Raw genomic sequence first — 16,376 nt, 5'->3', positions numbered from 1 at the left:
AGCCTAGTCTTAGATAATAAGAGTTATTGTATTATTTTAAGCTAATATAAAATGTGTTCTTTCGTAAATTCTTAATTATCAGTTGTTTTAGTTCTAAATCATAAAATTGTATAACACAAAGCTAAAATTGTGTAACAGCAAACGGTCTTAGTTAATCGATCTTTACAGTATCAAAAAAACAATTAGTATAAGTTGTTAAAACTGATACTTAACTAAAGAAAATAATTTACTAATTTAAAATACGACCTTATGAAAACTGCACATTTAGAAGCCAAAACTATGAAAGCCACTTTCCAACAGTTACAAAAAAACTTTGGCGGTGAATTGACAACAGAATATAAAGAGCATATTTTAAAAATAGACAGTGAATTAGGTAAAGGAAGTATAAAAGGGGTGCCTTTAAAAGGAGGGATTTCCTATTTAGAATTCGATATGGTTTTTTCTCATGATTTAGTTCTATCTATTAACACAAGTGATAAGAACCCTATTTACTTTGCATACTGCTCAAAAGGGCAATTGGGTCATAGTTTTGGAGAACATGGCGATAAGCGCTATTTAGATAGCTTTCAAACGGGTATACTAACAAGTAGAAAAGCTGAAGAGAACCTGTTATATTTTAAAAAAGATGAACAGTTAAAAACAACACTTATTTCTGTTCAAACAACTAAGGCAGATAGTGAATCAGAAACGAAAAGTTTAAAAAGTAAGCTGCGTGAAACTTTCTTTAAAGACACCGAAGCAACTAATTTTGTATACATTGGTTCTCATAATCTTAAAATATCAGAAAAAATAGAGCAATTAAATGCTATTACCCAAAAAGGCTTAGTAAGAAGTCTGTTGGTAAATGGGTTAGTTCATGTTATTCTTGCTTTAGAGATACAACAACATTCAGATGATTTAAAACGAAAAGATTTAAATACAGGATCGTTAAGTGTATCTGAAATGGAAACTATTAAAGAGGTTTCTAATTTTGTAAATGAAAATTCTGAAACACAAATTACCATAACTCAGTTATATGGGAAGTTTGGTTTATCGCCTTCAAAATTACAAGAAGGGTTTAAACTAATGCATGGCCATACTGTTACCGAATATATTAGAGAGGTCCGTATTAAAAAAGCCGAGGTGTTATTAAAGAATACAGATATGAATATTTCTGAAGTTGTTTATACAATTGGTTTAACAAGTCGTAGTTATTTTTCTAAAATATTTAAAGAAAAATACAACTGTAGTCCTAAAGATTACAAGTTTGCACAACGCGATATGGCTATATCTGCCTAATTATTCACAAAAAAAACAGCAATTATGAGTACAATAAATTATACGAAAGATAAAAACGGATTGGATAAAATGCGGGATTTACTGGAAACACCAAAGACTGTTATGTTAGCCACTCAGTTAGAAAAAATTCCTTTTTCTGTCTGTCCTATGAGCTTACAGCAAATGGATGATCAAGGTGATTTATGGTTTTTCACATCGAAATCTAGTAGTCATTTTGCCGATATTGAAAAAGATAATCGTGTACAAATCATTTATTCTGACGATTCCAAGAAACGTTATATTTCAATTCATGGAAATGCTACGCATATAATAGATGCTAATAAAGTTGATGAGCTTTGGAGTCCTGTTCTTAATACCTGGTTTAATGGTAAGGGTGATGAAAATTTGGCTTTATTGAATGTAAATATGGAAAACGCATATTATTGGGATTCCCAGCAGAGTAAATTGGTGTCCTTTTTTAAAATTGTAGAAGGAACCATTACTGAAAACACACCCGACCTTGGGAATAAAGGGCATATTAATCTACAAAATCATTAGTATTAAGTAATTTAATATAACTAATAGCAAAAAGCACCATTTTTATAAAATGGTGCTTTTTGCTATTAGTTAATGTTTATAGTGGTCATTTTTAGTTTTAAGGTTTAAAACCATTCAAAATATAGTCCTGAAACAACTACAGCTAAAACGAGAATGACTAATGCCGCAATTACAAAAGAAGCTGTAAAAACGGTTTTTTTATCATCTTGTAGTAAATAATCTTCTCTATTTGAATCTTCATCTTTTAATACTGGCATAATTTTTAATTTTAAAGGTTAATAAATACGGTTTTCTTGTTTACAAATTCGTGTATTCCTTCAATAGATAATTCTCTACCATATCCAGAGGCTTTAGTTCCACCAAATGGTAATCTTGGATCGGATTTCACGAGGCTGTTTATAAAAAAAGCACCGTCAGGGATGTTGCTAATTTGATGTTTAGCAGCATCGGTATTGCTTGTAAAAACCATACAGCCTAACCCAAAATCAGATTTTGTAGCAAGCAAGTAGGCTTCTTCTGCATTTTTAGCTTTTATAATGGCAGCAACTGGTCCAAACGTTTCTTGGTCAAAAACAGGCATTCCTGGTTTGACATCGGTTAGAATTGTTGGCTCAAAAAATGCATTTTCACTGGTATTACCAAGTAGTACTTTTGCACCTTTATTTACCGATTCTGATACTTGATCTTTCAGAGTTTCTGCTAAATCTTCTCGTGCTAAAACACTTAATTCGGTGTCTTCATCTAAAGGATTTCCAATTTTAAGGTTTGAAACTTTAGTTTTAAACTTTTCTATAAAAGTATCATAGATTGGTGCTTCCACAATAAAACGTTTTGCAGCAATACAACTTTGTCCGGTATTTTGCATACGTGCTTGAACCATGGTATCTAAGTAGGTGTCTAAGTCTGCATCAGATAGCACAATACAGGCATTATTACCACCTAATTCCAGTACTGTTTTTTTAAGGTTTTTCCCAGCTATTTCGGCAATATGTCTTCCTGCTTTTTCGCTACCTGTTAAGGATACAGCTTGTATGCGTTTATCGGCAATTAAGGTTTCAATTTGATTATGGTTTACAACTAAAGTCTGAAAGCAGCCTTCAGGAAATCCACTGTCTTTAAACAAGTTTTCTATAGCTAAAGCACAGCCTGTTACATTGGCAGCATGCTTTAGTAAAACAGTGTTACCTGCTAATATAGTAGGTACAGCAAAGCGTAGTACTTGCCAAAAGGGATAGTTCCAAGGCATAATACCTAAAATACATCCTAATGGGTCATAACTTATAAAGCTTTCAGAGGCATCTGTTTTAATTAATTCGTCAGCTAAAAAATCTTCCGCATTGGCCATGTAAAAATCGGCTAGAAGGGCACATTTTTCAACTTCAGATTGACTTTGAGTAATGGGTTTTCCCATTTCAAGGGTCATTAATTCGCTATAGCTCTCTTTATTCTCTATAAGTTTTTCTGTAAGCGTTTTAAAAAGCGCTACGCGTTCAGAAATATTAGTTGTTTTCCATTCCTGAAAAGTTTTATCAGCTTGATCTATATAGTCGGCTACTTGTTTATCTGTAAAAAGCGCGTAGTTTTTTAGTGAGTTACCATTAAATGGGTTTTTTGTTGTTATTGTTTCACTCATGAGTTTTAAATTTAATAAGATGCTTCAAGATAAATATTTTATGATTTTCATACGCGCCTATTTCATAAAATAATTAACCCGAATACTGAATTTGTTTTCAGTCAATCTTAAAACGTTTAGCGTCAATGTAAGGCGTTAATAATCATGATATTTGAAGTAATTAAAAACTATTGTTTAACTAAAAAAAAGATATAATTATGACTAATAATGGAAGTACAGGACTAGGTGTTTTAGCTGGAGCTGCAGTAGGTGCAGTTTTAGGAATTTTATTTGCACCAGATAAAGGAAGCGTAACAAGACAACGTATAGCAGATGAAGCAGATTCTCAAAAAGCACGTTTGGCATCATCGGCAGCCGATTTAAGAGAGCGAGTAGCTACTAGTGTAAGCGCAGAAAAACATACGCTTGAAGATAAAATGGAATCTATAGTTTCAGACGTGAGTTATAAAGCTGATGATGTTATAACAACTCTAGAAGCTAAACTGAAAGATTTAAAAGCTAAGAATAAGAAATACCAAAAAGCCTAAGAAATTATGAATGTTTTTGAGTCTATAGGAGAAAAAACGGATAAAGCTGGAGATATTGGTGAGAAATATCTAAAGACCTCTCACCAATATTTTAAACTAAAGCTTTTTCAGCAGTTAGCCTTCACAGTTAGTGTTGTTGCTAAACTACTCATTATAGGTTCACTATTTATTTTGGCTTTTATTTTTGGCTCTATTGCTGCAGCTGTAAGTTTGGGCGATCTATTTAATAGTTTGGCTTTAGGATATGTAACTGTGGCAGGTGTTTATTTACTAATTGGCGTTTTGGTTTACTTACTAAGAGCTTCTATAAATACCTATGTTATAAAGAAAATGGGGGCAAAATTTTTCTCTGAAGATATATAATACGCAAGAATTAAAAATTGCTTGAAAAAGAATTTAACTATGAAACCATCCTACACAAATTTTGATGATCTAGAAGCCGATTTAAAACGTTTGAATTTAGAACGAAAAATTGCTTGGGAGGAATTAAAAATACTCAAAACAGAAATAAAAGATGAATTTAGACCTTATAATTGGGTAGAGCCCATTATTAAAGGAGCTAGTAAATACGGTGTTTTTGTTTTATTTAGAAAACTATTTACAAAACACTAATTAATCTGTTTTTAGTACAGAAAATTAACCATTTAAACCTAAAGAATATGACCATTTTTGAAGCCATACGCGAAGACCATGATACACAACGTAATTTATTAAGTAAACTTGTTGAAACATCAGGTGATACCTCTAAACGAACAACGTTATTTGAGGCTATAAAAAAACAGTTAACTATTCATGCAGAAGCTGAAGAACGTCATTTTTATAAGCCACTTATAAGTAATGACATGATGCAAGAACATGCAAGGCATGGCATAGCAGAACATCATGAAATTGATGAATTAATTGAACAGTTGGAAGACACTGAAATGGATTCGTCAGCCTGGTTAAAAATTGCTAAAAACTTAAAAGATAAAGTAGAACACCATCTGGAAGATGAAGAGCATGCTTTTTTTCAATTAGCAGGCAAGGTGTTTAGCGAAAATCAAAAACAAACATTAGCAGGTTCTTATAATACGTATATGAAAACTAATTTATAAGCAGTATTTCCCTGTTAAAAATGCGGTTAATTCTTTTACAGATTAACCGCATTTTTTTTGAAGCAATTTTAAAATTTTTACAGGTAATTTTTACTCATTAGAGCTCGTATCTTTATAATAAATCATTGATTTAGTCATGATTGGATGTTATAAGGTAGGCATCATTAAAAAAGTTACCCATCACATAAAAATTAGTAATATTATGAACACATACACAGAAGAAGTAGGAAATAAATTGAATGCATTATTAGAGAAAAATTATGATGCTGAAAAAGGCTATAAAAAAGCTGCAGAACATACAGATAACACAGCGCTAAAAAACTTTTTTAGCCGTAAAGGAGCGGAGCGTTATGATTTTGGTCATGAACTGAAATCTGAAATTAAAAATTTTGGTCAAGAACCAGAAAATAGCGGTAGTGCTACCGGAACAGCTCACCGTGCTTGGATGGATGTAAAAGCTGTATTCTCATCGGATAATGCAGAGTCTATGCTTGAGGAAGCTATTCGTGGTGAAAAAGCATCGGTAGAAGAGTATGATGAGGTTCTTAACGAATCTAGCTTGCCAACATCTACTAGAGATCTAGTATTAAAACAAAAAAACACCATTTCACAAGAGCTTAACACAATTAAGGGATTAGAAGATATTAGATAATTAATTAAGCTCATTATAAAAAAGAAGCCAATTAGGCTTCTTTTTTTTGTTTAAACTAAGATGTTTACTGAGTTATAACTCGTATTTATTTGAGTTAAAGGCATATTGGATAGAGCTAAGGCTATCAGTGTTGTAGCATTATCTTTATAGTATAGAAGTTTGATAATCAGATTTCTAATTTATTAACCTTAAAACCATATTACTATGTTACGTTGGACAATTATATTTATAGTCTTGGCTATTATAGCCGGAATTTTAGGTTTTGGTGGTATCGCCGCTGGAGCAGCAGGAATAGCAAAAGTATTATTCTTTATTTTTATTGTACTATTTATTATTTCTCTTATTCGAGGAAGAAAGGTTTAATAACCTATAAACTTTAAACCAATTAACAATCTAAAAACCATTTATTATGAGAAAATTTCTTTATATATTTTTAGTGGCATTCAGTATGTCCTTAGTATTACCAAGCTGTAGAGAGCAAAAAAATGACAGTATTGAAGATGTTGCCGATGATGTAGGTGACGCAGCAGAAGATGTTGCCGATGATGTAGAAGATGCTGTAGATTAAGATATTTGAAAGTAATTAACTTCCAAAAGTCGTATTTTGGTTAGTATTAAAGCAGGTGTTTACGTAAGTAAATAACCTGCTTTATTTATGTATGGTTTTATTGAAATATGTAAGTATGATGGTGCTAATAAACAAAACAAAAGGTATAATTCTAATCTCTCTAGAATTATACCTTTTATGAATACTTAATACTTAAGAGTTCTAATTTTGAGACTCTTTGTCAAAATATTTTGAAATTTCAGATGGTGTTTCAATCAAATGAAAGGTTTCTCCGTTCACCAAAATAGGGCACCTTAGGCTAGTTGGATGGTTTTGGAGGATTTTAATCCAATCATCTTCCGATAATGAAGCGTTATCTGTATCGTAGTTTTTCTGAAAATCAGGATGTTCAGTGTTAATCAAATTGGAGAGTGGTTTTTCTAGTTTTTCTGAAATTTCAATCCATTGTGTTCCTGTTACTTTAGTTTTAGAAATATCTATTGCTAATACATCACGGTTAGAGGTGTTTACATAGCTGTAAGCTTGTTTTCCTAAAGAGTTTTCGGAATTATAGTATAAAATGACTTTTTCTTTTTCTGTTGCAATTGTTCCCATAACTTGTTATTGTAGTTTACGTAAATCTATTCGTAAAAAAGGAGTTACTCTAACTGAAACCAATTAATTATTAACACAAATCATTATTGCAAAACAAAGGAGTAAGGAGTGATTTTAGTAAGCTAGAGGACTTTAGGGTATCAGAAAAACAAATAGTAGTATAATAACTTTTAATAAGATTTTTGAAAGGTTTGTATCAAAAATTCTACTTTTGTAGTAACAAATTTACAATCACATTATGTCTGAAACTATAGAAAAAGTAAAATGCTTAATAATAGGTTCTGGTCCTGCTGGTTATACAGCGGCTATTTATGCTGCCAGAGCAAATATGAAACCTGTTTTATATCAAGGAACACAACCAGGAGGTCAATTAACAACAACCAATGAAGTTGAGAACTTTCCAGGATATCCAGAGGGAATAACAGGTCCAGCCATGATGATGGAGTTGCAAAAACAAGCTGAACGTTTTGAAACAGATGTACGTGACGGTTGGGTAACGAAAGTTGATTTTTCTAAAACAGGAGGAACACATAAAGTTTGGGTTAATGAAACTCAAGAAATTCACTGCGATACTGTTATTATTTCTACTGGTGCTTCTGCAAAATATTTAGGTTTAGATTCTGAACAGAAATACTTAAAACTAGGTGGCGGTGTATCGGCATGTGCTGTATGTGATGGATTTTTCTATAAAAATCACGAAGTCGTTATTGTTGGAGCAGGAGACAGCGCATGTGAAGAAGCGCACTACCTTTCTAAGCTTTGTAAAAAAGTAACTATGTTGGTAAGACGTGATGAATTTAGAGCCTCTAAAATTATGGCTAATCGCGTGGAGAAAACTGAAAACATCGAAATATTATACAACACAGAAACTGATGAGGTTTTAGGTGATGGTCAAGTTGTAACAGGTGTACGTGTATTTAATAATAAAACACAAGAAAAACATGATATTCCAGCAACAGGATTTTTTGTAGCTATTGGTCATAAACCAAACACCGATATTTTTAAAGGATTCTTAGATTTAGATGAAACAGGATACATTATTAATGTACCAGGAACATCAAAAACCAATTTAGAAGGTGTTTTTGTTTCTGGTGATGCAGCCGATCATGTTTACAGACAAGCTATTACAGCAGCAGGTACCGGATGTATGGCAGCCTTAGATGCTGAACGTTATTTAGCAGCTAAAGATGCTGATTTTGAAGTAGCAACTTCAACTTATAACTAGTATATTAATATTATTGAACATAAAAAAACCGAAGCAAAAGCTTCGGTTTTTTCGTTTTAATAAATTAGACATTTAAAATAATACGGTATATAATGTTATAATTACCGCGATGATTAATTTTGATAATGTGGTCATAATGATTGGTTTTTTTTGATTTGATTGATGATTTTTTGAGATGTTAGTCTCTCGTTATTTCTATGCCATTTTCGTCAATGTTTACTTTTACTTCTTCGCTATTTGCTTTAATTCCGTCTTCATTTAATTCTAAACTAGAATCGCTAGATTGGATTTTAACGCCTTCTTCATTAATTTTTACATGCGAATCATCGTTGCTTATATTAACATGAACTTTGTAGTCGTTATCCTTAGGGCAGTTTTCACAAATAACACCATCGTTAATAATTTTTAAGAAATGCTCTTCCATACCATTTTCTAAAATGTCATTATAGTTACTATAATTTCTGTGAAAATCATAGGTAGAATCATCCGCGTATAAGGTGCTACCTTCTGGAAGGTATAACGTTATTTCAACTTCTTGATCGCTAAATTTATTAGAAATATCGGTGGTTAAAAAAGGATCAAAACTTAGACTGTTTCCTTGAACTTGATAGTTGTAATTTATATTATTAGCACGCTCTCTAGCTACTAAATAGTTGTTGCCATCTGCCTTTTTTTCAATATTGAAATAGGCTACCGTATCTTTTGTAGATTTTACGATTAATCGGATATCTCTAGAGTAAATGATTTCATTATCATTTTCATCATAGCTTATTTTGCCAGAGCTACTACTACGTTGGTAGTTTTTGTTGTACTTTAAATTTTCTGTCATTTTCAACCTCAGTGTATCATTAGCCGTAATATTTAACACGACTTTCTCTGAAACACTAGCATCAAAAGCATGTTGTGTAGCTTGTTTAATACCTATTACAGCCAAGCTAATAAGGGTTACTAGCCAAATACCTAAAAGGGTAAACTTAGCAATGTTACCTATAGACTTTAAATTAGTTACCAATATTTTTAATCCTAAGTAGAATACAAAAAAGAAAGGTATTCCAAAAGCAAAGAAAATAAGTGTGGAAATTAACCATATAGGTGTGTTTGATACATTAGCAGCTTCAATTAATCCAAAACCAGGTAAATGAATTAAATCTGTTACTCCTACTGTAAATAAACCTATTAGTAGACTGATAAGTGTTCCTGCTCCAATAAGGATTAGAATTATACCGATAAACTTAGCTATAATCTTAAAGAAAAACATAAATAGATTACCAATGGCATCAAAAAAACTTTGCGAACTAGATTTAATACTTGAACTCTGTTTTTGAAAGTTTACATTTTTGGCAGCACCAGATACCGATTCTGAAACAGATTTTGCCGTTCCTGATAAGGAGTCGCTTACATTTTTAGCAACATCAGAAACGTTATCAAATCCGTCTTTTATTTTTTTTTCAATGTTGCTAATGTTTACAGGTTCTCCTGTCATTGTTAGTTTGTCGGCAGTAGTTTTTGCTTCTGGAATTAAAATCCACAGTAAAATATATAAGAATACACCTGTACCGGCTCCAAAAATTAGTAGTACCCAAAGCAAACGAATCCATATGGTTTCTATGCCAAAATAATGACCTAATCCAGCAGAAACACCTCCTATATAGGAGTTTTCAGTATCTCTAAAAAGCTTTTTATTAGGACTAGAATTTTGTTGGTGTGCGCTACTAGGTTCGTCTTCGAATATTTCGTCATCTACTAAATAATCTTCAGGTTGCCCCATTATAGTAATAACATCTTCAACTTCTTTATTGCCAATAACTTGTTTATCATGTTTGATGCGTTCGTTAAATAATTCGGCAATACGAGCTTCAATATCTGAAATAATTTCTGATCGTCCTTGAGAATCTGTAAATGAACGTTTTATAGCCTCAAGATAGCGTTGTAATTTAAGGTATGCATCTTCATCTATATGAAAAAATATACCGGCTAAATTTATGTTGACTGTTTTATTCATTTTTCGTGTTTTTTTGACTGGTTACTATATTTACTGCGTGTTGTAATTCATTCCAAGTTGTTGTTAATTCGTTTAAAAACAACTTACCGGTTTCAGTTAGACCGTAATATTTACGTGGTGGTCCCGAGGTAGATTCTTCCCAACGATAATTAAGCAGTCCTGCATTTTTAAGTCTGGTTAACAGCGGGTATATGGTTCCTTCAACCACAAGTAATTTGGCGTCTTTTAATGTTTGTAATATTTCCGCAACATATGCATCGTCATCTTTTAAAACGGAAAGTATGCAGTATTCCAAAACACCTTTACGCATTTGGGCTTTCGTGTTTTCTATTTTCATGTGTTTCTGTGAATTTTGATCAAAGGAAAAGGCTTAAAACGGCTTTGTCCTTCTAAGATTTTTAAACTGTTCATTTTTTGATTTGATTTATTGATGATTATTTTTTGATTATTTTAAGAAATGGATTGTTAATGGGTATTTAAATACATCACCATCTCTAGCTGTTAATGCAGCTTTAACTATAAGTGCAAGTTCAAGAACAAAACCTATAATAGCTAAAAAACCGAGTCCGCCTGTTATATAAAGTAGAGGAGATGGTTTAGTAAGGTTAATGTGTATACTATTAAATGTGTCTATGTCCAGAATATTGAATCCACTTATCAGGTTAAAAATAAAAAACGGGACAGTTATCATACCTATTAATAATGCATATAATAAAATGCTAATCTGAAAATTAATAGCCTGCTTGCCATGTTGGTCTATAAATTCCGATTTATCTCTATTAATGACCCATAACGTTAACGGTCCTATTAAGTTTCCGAATGGAATAATAAACCGAGTAAACGTTGATAAATGAATACAAGTTGCTATGTTTTTGGCGTGATTATTTAGCATGTTATAAAAGTATATAATAGTTTCTTATACAAATATATGTTTAAAAGAAGGTATTATGCAATACAAAGTACTGTAATTTAACATAAAATTAACATATTTGAAGTTGTGTAATTTTATCTATATTTAAAAAAAATATAGATTTAGTATGAGTATCTCACCACGTAAACTTAATATGTTTCTAATGTTCAAGCTGCCAGCTGCTTACTTTACTGGAGTTAGAACGAAGTCCTTAACATCCAATAGCTGTGAGGTAAGTGTTAAACATCGTTGGGTAAACCAAAACCCTTTTAAATCCATGTTTTGGGCTGTTCAAGGTATGGCTGCAGAATTATCTACAGGTGCTTTAGTTATGCAAAAAATAACTAAAAGCGGTAAAAAGATATCTATGCTGGTAGCTTCTAATAATGCAACTTTTGTAAAAAAAGCAACAGGGCGCATTACTTTTGTGTGTCATGATGGTCCTAAAATTGATGAAGCTATAAAACGAACAATTGAAACAGGAGAAGGACAAGTAGTTACTATGCATGCCGTTGGAACAAATTCCGATAATGTGGTGGTTTCTGAATTTAACTTTGAATGGACACTAAAAGTTAAGTCCTAAGATTGTTGTAGAATTCTAATATTTCATGAATAATTTTATCGTTTTGTAACAAAATAATAAAATATGCAACCTATAAATAACTAAAACTATTTATAATATGAATGCACATGAAATTGATTATACCATTTACGGGGAGGAAATGCAATATGTAGAAGTAGAGCTAGATCCTCAAGAGGGTGTTGTTGCCGAAGCCGGTAGTTTTATGATGATGGACGACGGTATTAAGATGGAAACTATTTTTGGTGATGGATCTTCCAAAAACACAGGGTTTTTAGGTTCTATTCTAGGAGCTGGTAAACGTATTCTTACCGGCGAAAGTTTGTTTATGACCGCTTTTTATAATGATTTAGTAGGTAAAAGGCGTATTAGTTTTGCCTCACCATATCCCGGAAAAATTCTTCCTATAGATTTAAGCGCCCATAACGGTAAATTTATTTGCCAGAAAGATGCTTTTTTATGTGCAGCTAAGGGGGTGAGCGTTGGCGTAGAATTTAGTAAACGTCTGGGACGTGGACTTTTTGGTGGTGAAGGATTTATCATGCAGAAGTTGGAAGGAGATGGAATGGCTTTTGTTCATGCAGGTGGAACTATGGCTAAGAAAACACTACAGCCAGGAGAGGTATTACGCGTTGATACAGGATGTATTGTAGGTTTTACACAAACTATAGATTACGATGTTGAATTTGTTGGAGGTATTAGGAATACAATTTTTGGTGGTGAAGGTTTGTTTTTTGCCAAACTACAAGGTCCAGGTACCGTGTATATTCAGTCATTACCTTTTAGCAGATTGGCAGGTCGTGTGTTAGCTTCGGCGGCACAAGCTGGTGGTAAAGACAAAGGGGAAGGAAGTCTTTTAGGAGGCTTAGGTAATTTGTTGGATGGAGATAATCGGTTTTAAATTTAAGATTAATAATTAGTGGTTAACTAATTTTATGAAAGCTAATGGTGTAGACGCTTTTCCAATAATTATTCTTGTTTAATGAATTTGTTTGAGATGTTAAAGTTTTGTTGGCATAGAATAGCATAGGGCTTTTTTTACTATATTTATAGAAACAATAAAACACCGTTTGCCTATTAAACAAATTTACTTTTTAACCTAAAATTATAAAAGAAATGGCACGAGCAATGTTTGAGTATACGAAAACGATACTTAGTAAAGTAAGTTTTGATGCTACGTTGTTTTGCAAAGAAGTACAAAAAGCGCTTCAGCGATTATTACCATATGAAATTGAAGAGTTGCGGATTCATATTGAATCTTTAGTACAGCAAAACCCAGAATTAGATAAATGTTTAATATACTTAAAAACCTAATAAAAAAAGCGACCGAATTCGGTCGCTTTTTAGGTTAATATATTTAAGGCTTTTAAGGAAAGTGTTATCTTTGCACAAAAGAAGAACCATTGAAGCAATATTTGGCTATCATATTAATTTTTGTATTGTCGCTTAGACCTATATATTTTTTAGGTCAAGTAGCTTATTATGAATTAAATGTTGAGTCTATTATTCAGAAATATTGTGTTAATAAAGATAAGCCAGAATTACAATGTAATGGTAAATGTCATCTAGCTAAGCAACTTCAAATAGATGAAAAATCTTCTGATAATTCAGATTATAACGATTTAGCCGTTTTAGAAGGCTTTTTTCCAATATTTAATCATATTGAATTCTTTGAATTTTCAACTGAAACTAAAAAGAAAACAATTAAACGTCAAGTAACTAATACTTACGTTAATAACTACAATAGTTTATTAGCAGATACAAGCTATAAACCCCCACAAGTTTAATTTAATATATCCATTTTTTTACAAGGCTGTATGGTGCTTGCCATAAGAAGCACTTTTATATTAAATTAAAAATTACAATGAAATATTTAAAATCAGCATTTTTAGTAATGCTAACTATAACTATGATTTCTTGTTCATCAGATGATGATGGCATTAACTCAGGAGATCTTACAGGAGAAAAAGGAAGTTTAACATTAAAATTTGATAACGGAGTAGGTGATAGCGATTTTATTTTTGGTAATACCTATACAAAATCAGGAAATGAAAGTTATAAACTAGAAACCTTAAAATACTTAATTAGTAATGTTACGCTAATAGATAGTGATGGTAATTCATTTTACTACCCTTATGAAGAAAACATCTTTATTGTAGATGAAGCAGATGGTAATAATGCTGGAGAAATTCATATTGTATTAAATAATATTGATGCAGCCAATTATACCGCTGTTAGCTTTGGTGTTGGTGTAGATCAAGAACGTTTTTTAACAGGAGCAGCTGGTCAAGGTGATTTTCTTGAGGAGGCAGAAGAAGAAGGCATGTTATGGTCTTGGGCTACTGGCTATCGTTTTATTCGTTTAGATGGAACTTTTACGTCTGATGAAGTTACAGATGGAGCTTTAAATGTGCACATGGGAAGTGTTGGAACTGCTTTAGATAATTACAGAGATGTAACATTGCAATTACCAAATACGGTATTTGTTAGAGAGACAAAATCGCCAGAAATTCATATTAAAGCAGATATCTCACAAGTTTTTGATGGAGAAACATCAGTGAGCTTTGATGATGGGTATAGCCAAGTTCATACAGATACACAAACGACAACAATTATTGCCGATAATATTAACGGTATGTTCTCTGTACATCACGTACATAACGAATAGATTTATAATTCTACAAGGGGAAGTCTCGTATGTCTTCCCCTTATTTCCCTTTTTTTAAAAACAAGATAAATGAAAAAACTATTTATTTTGGTATCTATTCTTTTGGTTATAGTGTCTTGTTCTAAAGACGATCATACTGGAACAGAAGCATATGTGCCAATTCCACTTGAAGTGGAAGTGCCTAGTAATTTCCCTGATATAGCATATAATTTGGAAGCTAATCCGGTTACCCAAGCAGGTTTCGAATTAGGTAAAAAACTGTTTTACGATGGTAAATTATCAGCAAATGGAGCCATTCCTTGTGCCTTTTGCCACGAACAGGCTTTTGCTTTTACGCACCATGGACATACTTTAAGTCACGGTGTAAACGGTGGAATAGGTTTTAGAAACTCACAACCTATTCAAAACCTAGCATACCAATCTGAATTTATGTGGGATGGTGCTGCCTCTCATTTAGATTTACAACCTATCATTCCTTTAACAAGCGACCTTGAAATGGGGGAGACTGTTGGAAATGTTATTAATAAATTGAAAGCAGATGCTAATTATCCAGAAGATTTTAGACGCGCATTCGATGATGGAGAGGTTAACAGCTCTAATATGCTAAAAGCCTTATCTCAATTTATGATTATGATGGTTTCATCAAATTCTAAATACGATAAGTTTGTTAGAAACGAAGATAATGTAACCTTAACGACTCTAGAAACAGATGGGTATAATACCTTTCAAGATAAATGTGTGAGCTGTCATGCTACTGATTTGTTTACAGATCAAACTTACCGAAACACAGGTTTATTTATAAATCCACAATTAAATGATAAGGGGCGTTTTCTAGTTCAAGAAAACCCAGATGACTTATATAAGTTTAAGGTGCCTAGTTTACGTAATGTAGAGAAATCATTTCCTTATATGCATGATGGTCGTTTTTCTAGCTTAAGTGCTGTTTTAGATTTTTACGATTCAGGTATGGTTGATAACGGAAATGTAGATCCAAGTTTGCTTAGAGAAGATGGTAGTTTTGGTATTACATTGTCAGACTACGAAAAAGAAAGTTTAATAGCTTTTTTAATAACATTAACAGATAATGAATTTTTAAACGATGATAGATTTTCAGAATATTAAACAATTAGCGGTAGTAGGCTTTTTATGCGTTGTAGTAAATATGCAAGCGCACACAAATCCTATTCCTCCGCATGAGCATTATTTATTTGAATACGATTGCGATTTATGTGGTTGCTCAACAAGTAGTGGGAGTTTTGGTTTTGGTACTTTAAGTAATGCAAACTTTCTTGGAATTCGTTACATGTATCAAGCATTTGAGTCTATTGATGGGATTTATGAAGATTCTCCTCGAACTAAAGAAACTTTTAATACTTACCAGCTTTGGGCACAAATTCCAGTATATAAAACTTTTTATGTAACGGCAACTGTACCATATCAAGATCTTAATAGGTCCTATGTTGATAAAGATGAACATATTAATGGTTTGGGGGATATTAATGCTATAGCGTGGTACAAATATCAGTTTAATAAAAAGCAAAAAGAGAGTGAGATTGGTGTTGATTATAATGTGGATGCTAATGAGAAATCACCACACTCTGTACAGTTTGGCCTAGGAATTAAATTTCCTACAGGTGATTTTGAAGAAAGTTTAACAGATCGTGTTAATCCAGGATTTCAAGTTGGTACTGGTAGTTTTGATGGAATAGCGGCAGTTGGTTATAATTTAGGATTAGACCGTTTTGGACTTAATACCTTATTTACATACTACTTAAAAGGTGTAAACAAAAATGAGTACAAGTTTGGAAATCAATTTAGCTATGCTTTAAATACATTTTATATGTTTCCATTTACAAATTTTAATGTTTCACCATTTGTAGGGATTTCAGGTGACACCTATGATTCAATAGAGCAATATGATGAAACGTTACCAGATACAGATGGGTATATTGTAAATTCTAGCTTAGGGTTTGAAATAGCTATCAATAACTTTATTTTTGGTGCTAATTATAGCTTACCAGTATCTCAAAGTTTATTTGGAGATAATGTAGAATCTAAAAGACGCTTTTCAGTTTATTTAAACTATGCGTTATAATATAATAGCTCAT

Annotated in this window: 23 protein-coding genes; 17 read left to right on the top strand and 6 right to left on the bottom strand. The window is 32.2% G+C overall.

All coding sequences use genetic code 11. The features are described from left to right. Positions 1-249: 249 nt before the first annotated feature. Entirely contained in the window at positions 250-1,278 is a 1,029-nt protein-coding gene (locus ACW5R3_RS09860) for a helix-turn-helix transcriptional regulator (RefSeq protein ID WP_456576848.1), read from the top strand. A 24-nt stretch (positions 1,279-1,302) separates the two neighbouring features. Next, complete coding sequence (locus ACW5R3_RS09855; RefSeq protein WP_456576847.1) at positions 1,303-1,815, top strand: pyridoxamine 5'-phosphate oxidase family protein; 513 nt, start codon at positions 1,303-1,305, stop codon at positions 1,813-1,815. 104 nt (positions 1,816-1,919) lie between these two features. Here ACW5R3_RS09855 and ACW5R3_RS09850 read toward each other — a convergent pair whose 3' ends face one another. Both ACW5R3_RS09850 and ACW5R3_RS09845 read right to left on the bottom strand, forming a co-directional pair. Beyond that, entirely contained in the window at positions 1,920-2,072 is a 153-nt protein-coding gene (locus ACW5R3_RS09850; protein WP_456576846.1) for a hypothetical protein, read from the bottom strand. 11 nt (positions 2,073-2,083) lie between these two features. Continuing rightward, entirely contained in the window at positions 2,084-3,448 is a 1,365-nt protein-coding gene (locus ACW5R3_RS09845) for an NAD-dependent succinate-semialdehyde dehydrogenase (RefSeq protein WP_456576845.1), read from the bottom strand. 197 nt (positions 3,449-3,645) lie between these two features. Between ACW5R3_RS09845 and ACW5R3_RS09840 the strand changes: the two genes are divergently transcribed. From ACW5R3_RS09840 to ACW5R3_RS09810, 7 genes are all read left to right on the top strand, one after another. Further along, positions 3,646-3,975, top strand: coding sequence for a YtxH domain-containing protein (locus tag ACW5R3_RS09840; RefSeq protein WP_456576844.1), 330 nt, complete (start codon positions 3,646-3,648; stop codon positions 3,973-3,975). 6 nt (positions 3,976-3,981) lie between these two features. Beyond that, positions 3,982-4,338 (top strand): hypothetical protein, encoded by a 357-nt coding sequence (locus tag ACW5R3_RS09835; protein WP_456576843.1) that lies wholly within the window; start codon positions 3,982-3,984, stop codon positions 4,336-4,338. A gap of 39 nt (positions 4,339-4,377) precedes the next feature. Then, on the top strand, positions 4,378-4,587 hold the full coding sequence (locus ACW5R3_RS09830) for a hypothetical protein (RefSeq protein WP_456576842.1): 210 nt from the start codon (positions 4,378-4,380) through the stop codon (positions 4,585-4,587). Between the two features lie 47 nt (positions 4,588-4,634). Further along, positions 4,635-5,069 carry a hemerythrin domain-containing protein gene (locus ACW5R3_RS09825; protein ID WP_456576841.1) on the top strand — a complete coding sequence of 145 codons (435 nt, stop codon included), beginning with the start codon at positions 4,635-4,637 and terminating at the stop codon, positions 5,067-5,069. A gap of 202 nt (positions 5,070-5,271) precedes the next feature. Next, entirely contained in the window at positions 5,272-5,721 is a 450-nt protein-coding gene (locus ACW5R3_RS09820) for a ferritin-like domain-containing protein (protein WP_456576840.1), read from the top strand. A gap of 204 nt (positions 5,722-5,925) precedes the next feature. Then, complete coding sequence (locus ACW5R3_RS09815) at positions 5,926-6,084, top strand: DUF1328 family protein (RefSeq protein ID WP_456576839.1); 159 nt, start codon at positions 5,926-5,928, stop codon at positions 6,082-6,084. Between the two features lie 46 nt (positions 6,085-6,130). Then, a complete protein-coding gene (locus ACW5R3_RS09810; RefSeq protein ID WP_456576838.1) occupies positions 6,131-6,289 on the top strand; it encodes a hypothetical protein in 159 nt (52 codons plus the stop codon). Positions 6,290-6,490: 201 nt separating this feature from the next. Here the strand turns inward: ACW5R3_RS09810 and ACW5R3_RS09805 are convergent, their stop codons facing one another. Further along, on the bottom strand, positions 6,491-6,883 hold the full coding sequence (locus tag ACW5R3_RS09805) for an arsenate reductase family protein (RefSeq protein WP_456576837.1): 393 nt from the start codon (positions 6,881-6,883) through the stop codon (positions 6,491-6,493). Positions 6,884-7,121: 238 nt separating this feature from the next. Here ACW5R3_RS09805 and trxB point away from each other — a divergent pair, with 238 nt between their 5' ends. After that, positions 7,122-8,108 carry a thioredoxin-disulfide reductase gene (gene trxB, locus ACW5R3_RS09800; RefSeq protein ID WP_456576836.1) on the top strand — a complete coding sequence of 329 codons (987 nt, stop codon included), beginning with the start codon at positions 7,122-7,124 and terminating at the stop codon, positions 8,106-8,108. Positions 8,109-8,286: 178 nt separating this feature from the next. Here trxB and ACW5R3_RS09795 read toward each other — a convergent pair whose 3' ends face one another. From ACW5R3_RS09795 to ACW5R3_RS09785, 3 genes are all read right to left on the bottom strand, one after another. Continuing rightward, positions 8,287-10,110 (bottom strand): PspC domain-containing protein, encoded by a 1,824-nt coding sequence (locus tag ACW5R3_RS09795; protein WP_456576835.1) that lies wholly within the window; start codon positions 10,108-10,110, stop codon positions 8,287-8,289. Further along, positions 10,103-10,447: a PadR family transcriptional regulator gene (locus tag ACW5R3_RS09790; RefSeq protein WP_456576834.1), complete on the bottom strand. Its 345-nt coding sequence runs from the start codon at positions 10,445-10,447 to the stop codon at positions 10,103-10,105. Before ACW5R3_RS09790 ends, ACW5R3_RS09795 begins: the two co-directional genes overlap by 8 nt. A 108-nt stretch (positions 10,448-10,555) precedes the next feature. Continuing rightward, positions 10,556-11,002, bottom strand: a complete 447-nt coding sequence (locus ACW5R3_RS09785) for a DUF4870 domain-containing protein (protein ID WP_456576833.1) — start codon at positions 11,000-11,002, stop codon at positions 10,556-10,558. A 145-nt stretch (positions 11,003-11,147) separates the two neighbouring features. Between ACW5R3_RS09785 and ACW5R3_RS09780 the strand changes: the two genes are divergently transcribed. The 7 genes from ACW5R3_RS09780 (at position 11,148) to ACW5R3_RS09750 (ending at position 16,363) form a co-directional block, all read left to right on the top strand. Next, positions 11,148-11,603 (top strand): DUF4442 domain-containing protein, encoded by a 456-nt coding sequence (locus ACW5R3_RS09780; RefSeq protein ID WP_456576832.1) that lies wholly within the window; start codon positions 11,148-11,150, stop codon positions 11,601-11,603. Between the two features lie 97 nt (positions 11,604-11,700). Beyond that, positions 11,701-12,501, top strand: a complete 801-nt coding sequence (locus ACW5R3_RS09775; protein ID WP_456576831.1) for a TIGR00266 family protein — start codon at positions 11,701-11,703, stop codon at positions 12,499-12,501. 215 nt (positions 12,502-12,716) lie between these two features. Further along, on the top strand, positions 12,717-12,914 hold the full coding sequence (locus ACW5R3_RS09770; RefSeq protein ID WP_456576830.1) for a hypothetical protein: 198 nt from the start codon (positions 12,717-12,719) through the stop codon (positions 12,912-12,914). Positions 12,915-13,003: 89 nt separating this feature from the next. Further along, positions 13,004-13,387, top strand: a complete 384-nt coding sequence (locus ACW5R3_RS09765; protein WP_456576829.1) for a hypothetical protein — start codon at positions 13,004-13,006, stop codon at positions 13,385-13,387. A gap of 77 nt (positions 13,388-13,464) precedes the next feature. Further along, positions 13,465-14,268: an MbnP family protein gene (locus tag ACW5R3_RS09760; protein ID WP_456576828.1), complete on the top strand. Its 804-nt coding sequence runs from the start codon at positions 13,465-13,467 to the stop codon at positions 14,266-14,268. Positions 14,269-14,337: 69 nt separating this feature from the next. Beyond that, on the top strand, positions 14,338-15,390 hold the full coding sequence (locus ACW5R3_RS09755; RefSeq protein WP_456576827.1) for a cytochrome-c peroxidase: 1,053 nt from the start codon (positions 14,338-14,340) through the stop codon (positions 15,388-15,390). Next, positions 15,368-16,363, top strand: a complete 996-nt coding sequence (locus tag ACW5R3_RS09750; protein WP_456576826.1) for a hypothetical protein — start codon at positions 15,368-15,370, stop codon at positions 16,361-16,363. The genes ACW5R3_RS09755 and ACW5R3_RS09750 overlap by 23 nt, the downstream gene beginning before the upstream one ends. Positions 16,364-16,376 lie beyond the last annotated feature (13 nt).

It is taken from the genome of Algorimicrobium bowmanii, from assembly GCF_054031195.1.
Note: the sequence above shows the minus strand (reverse complement) of the source record. Positions and strands in the feature narration are given on the sequence as shown.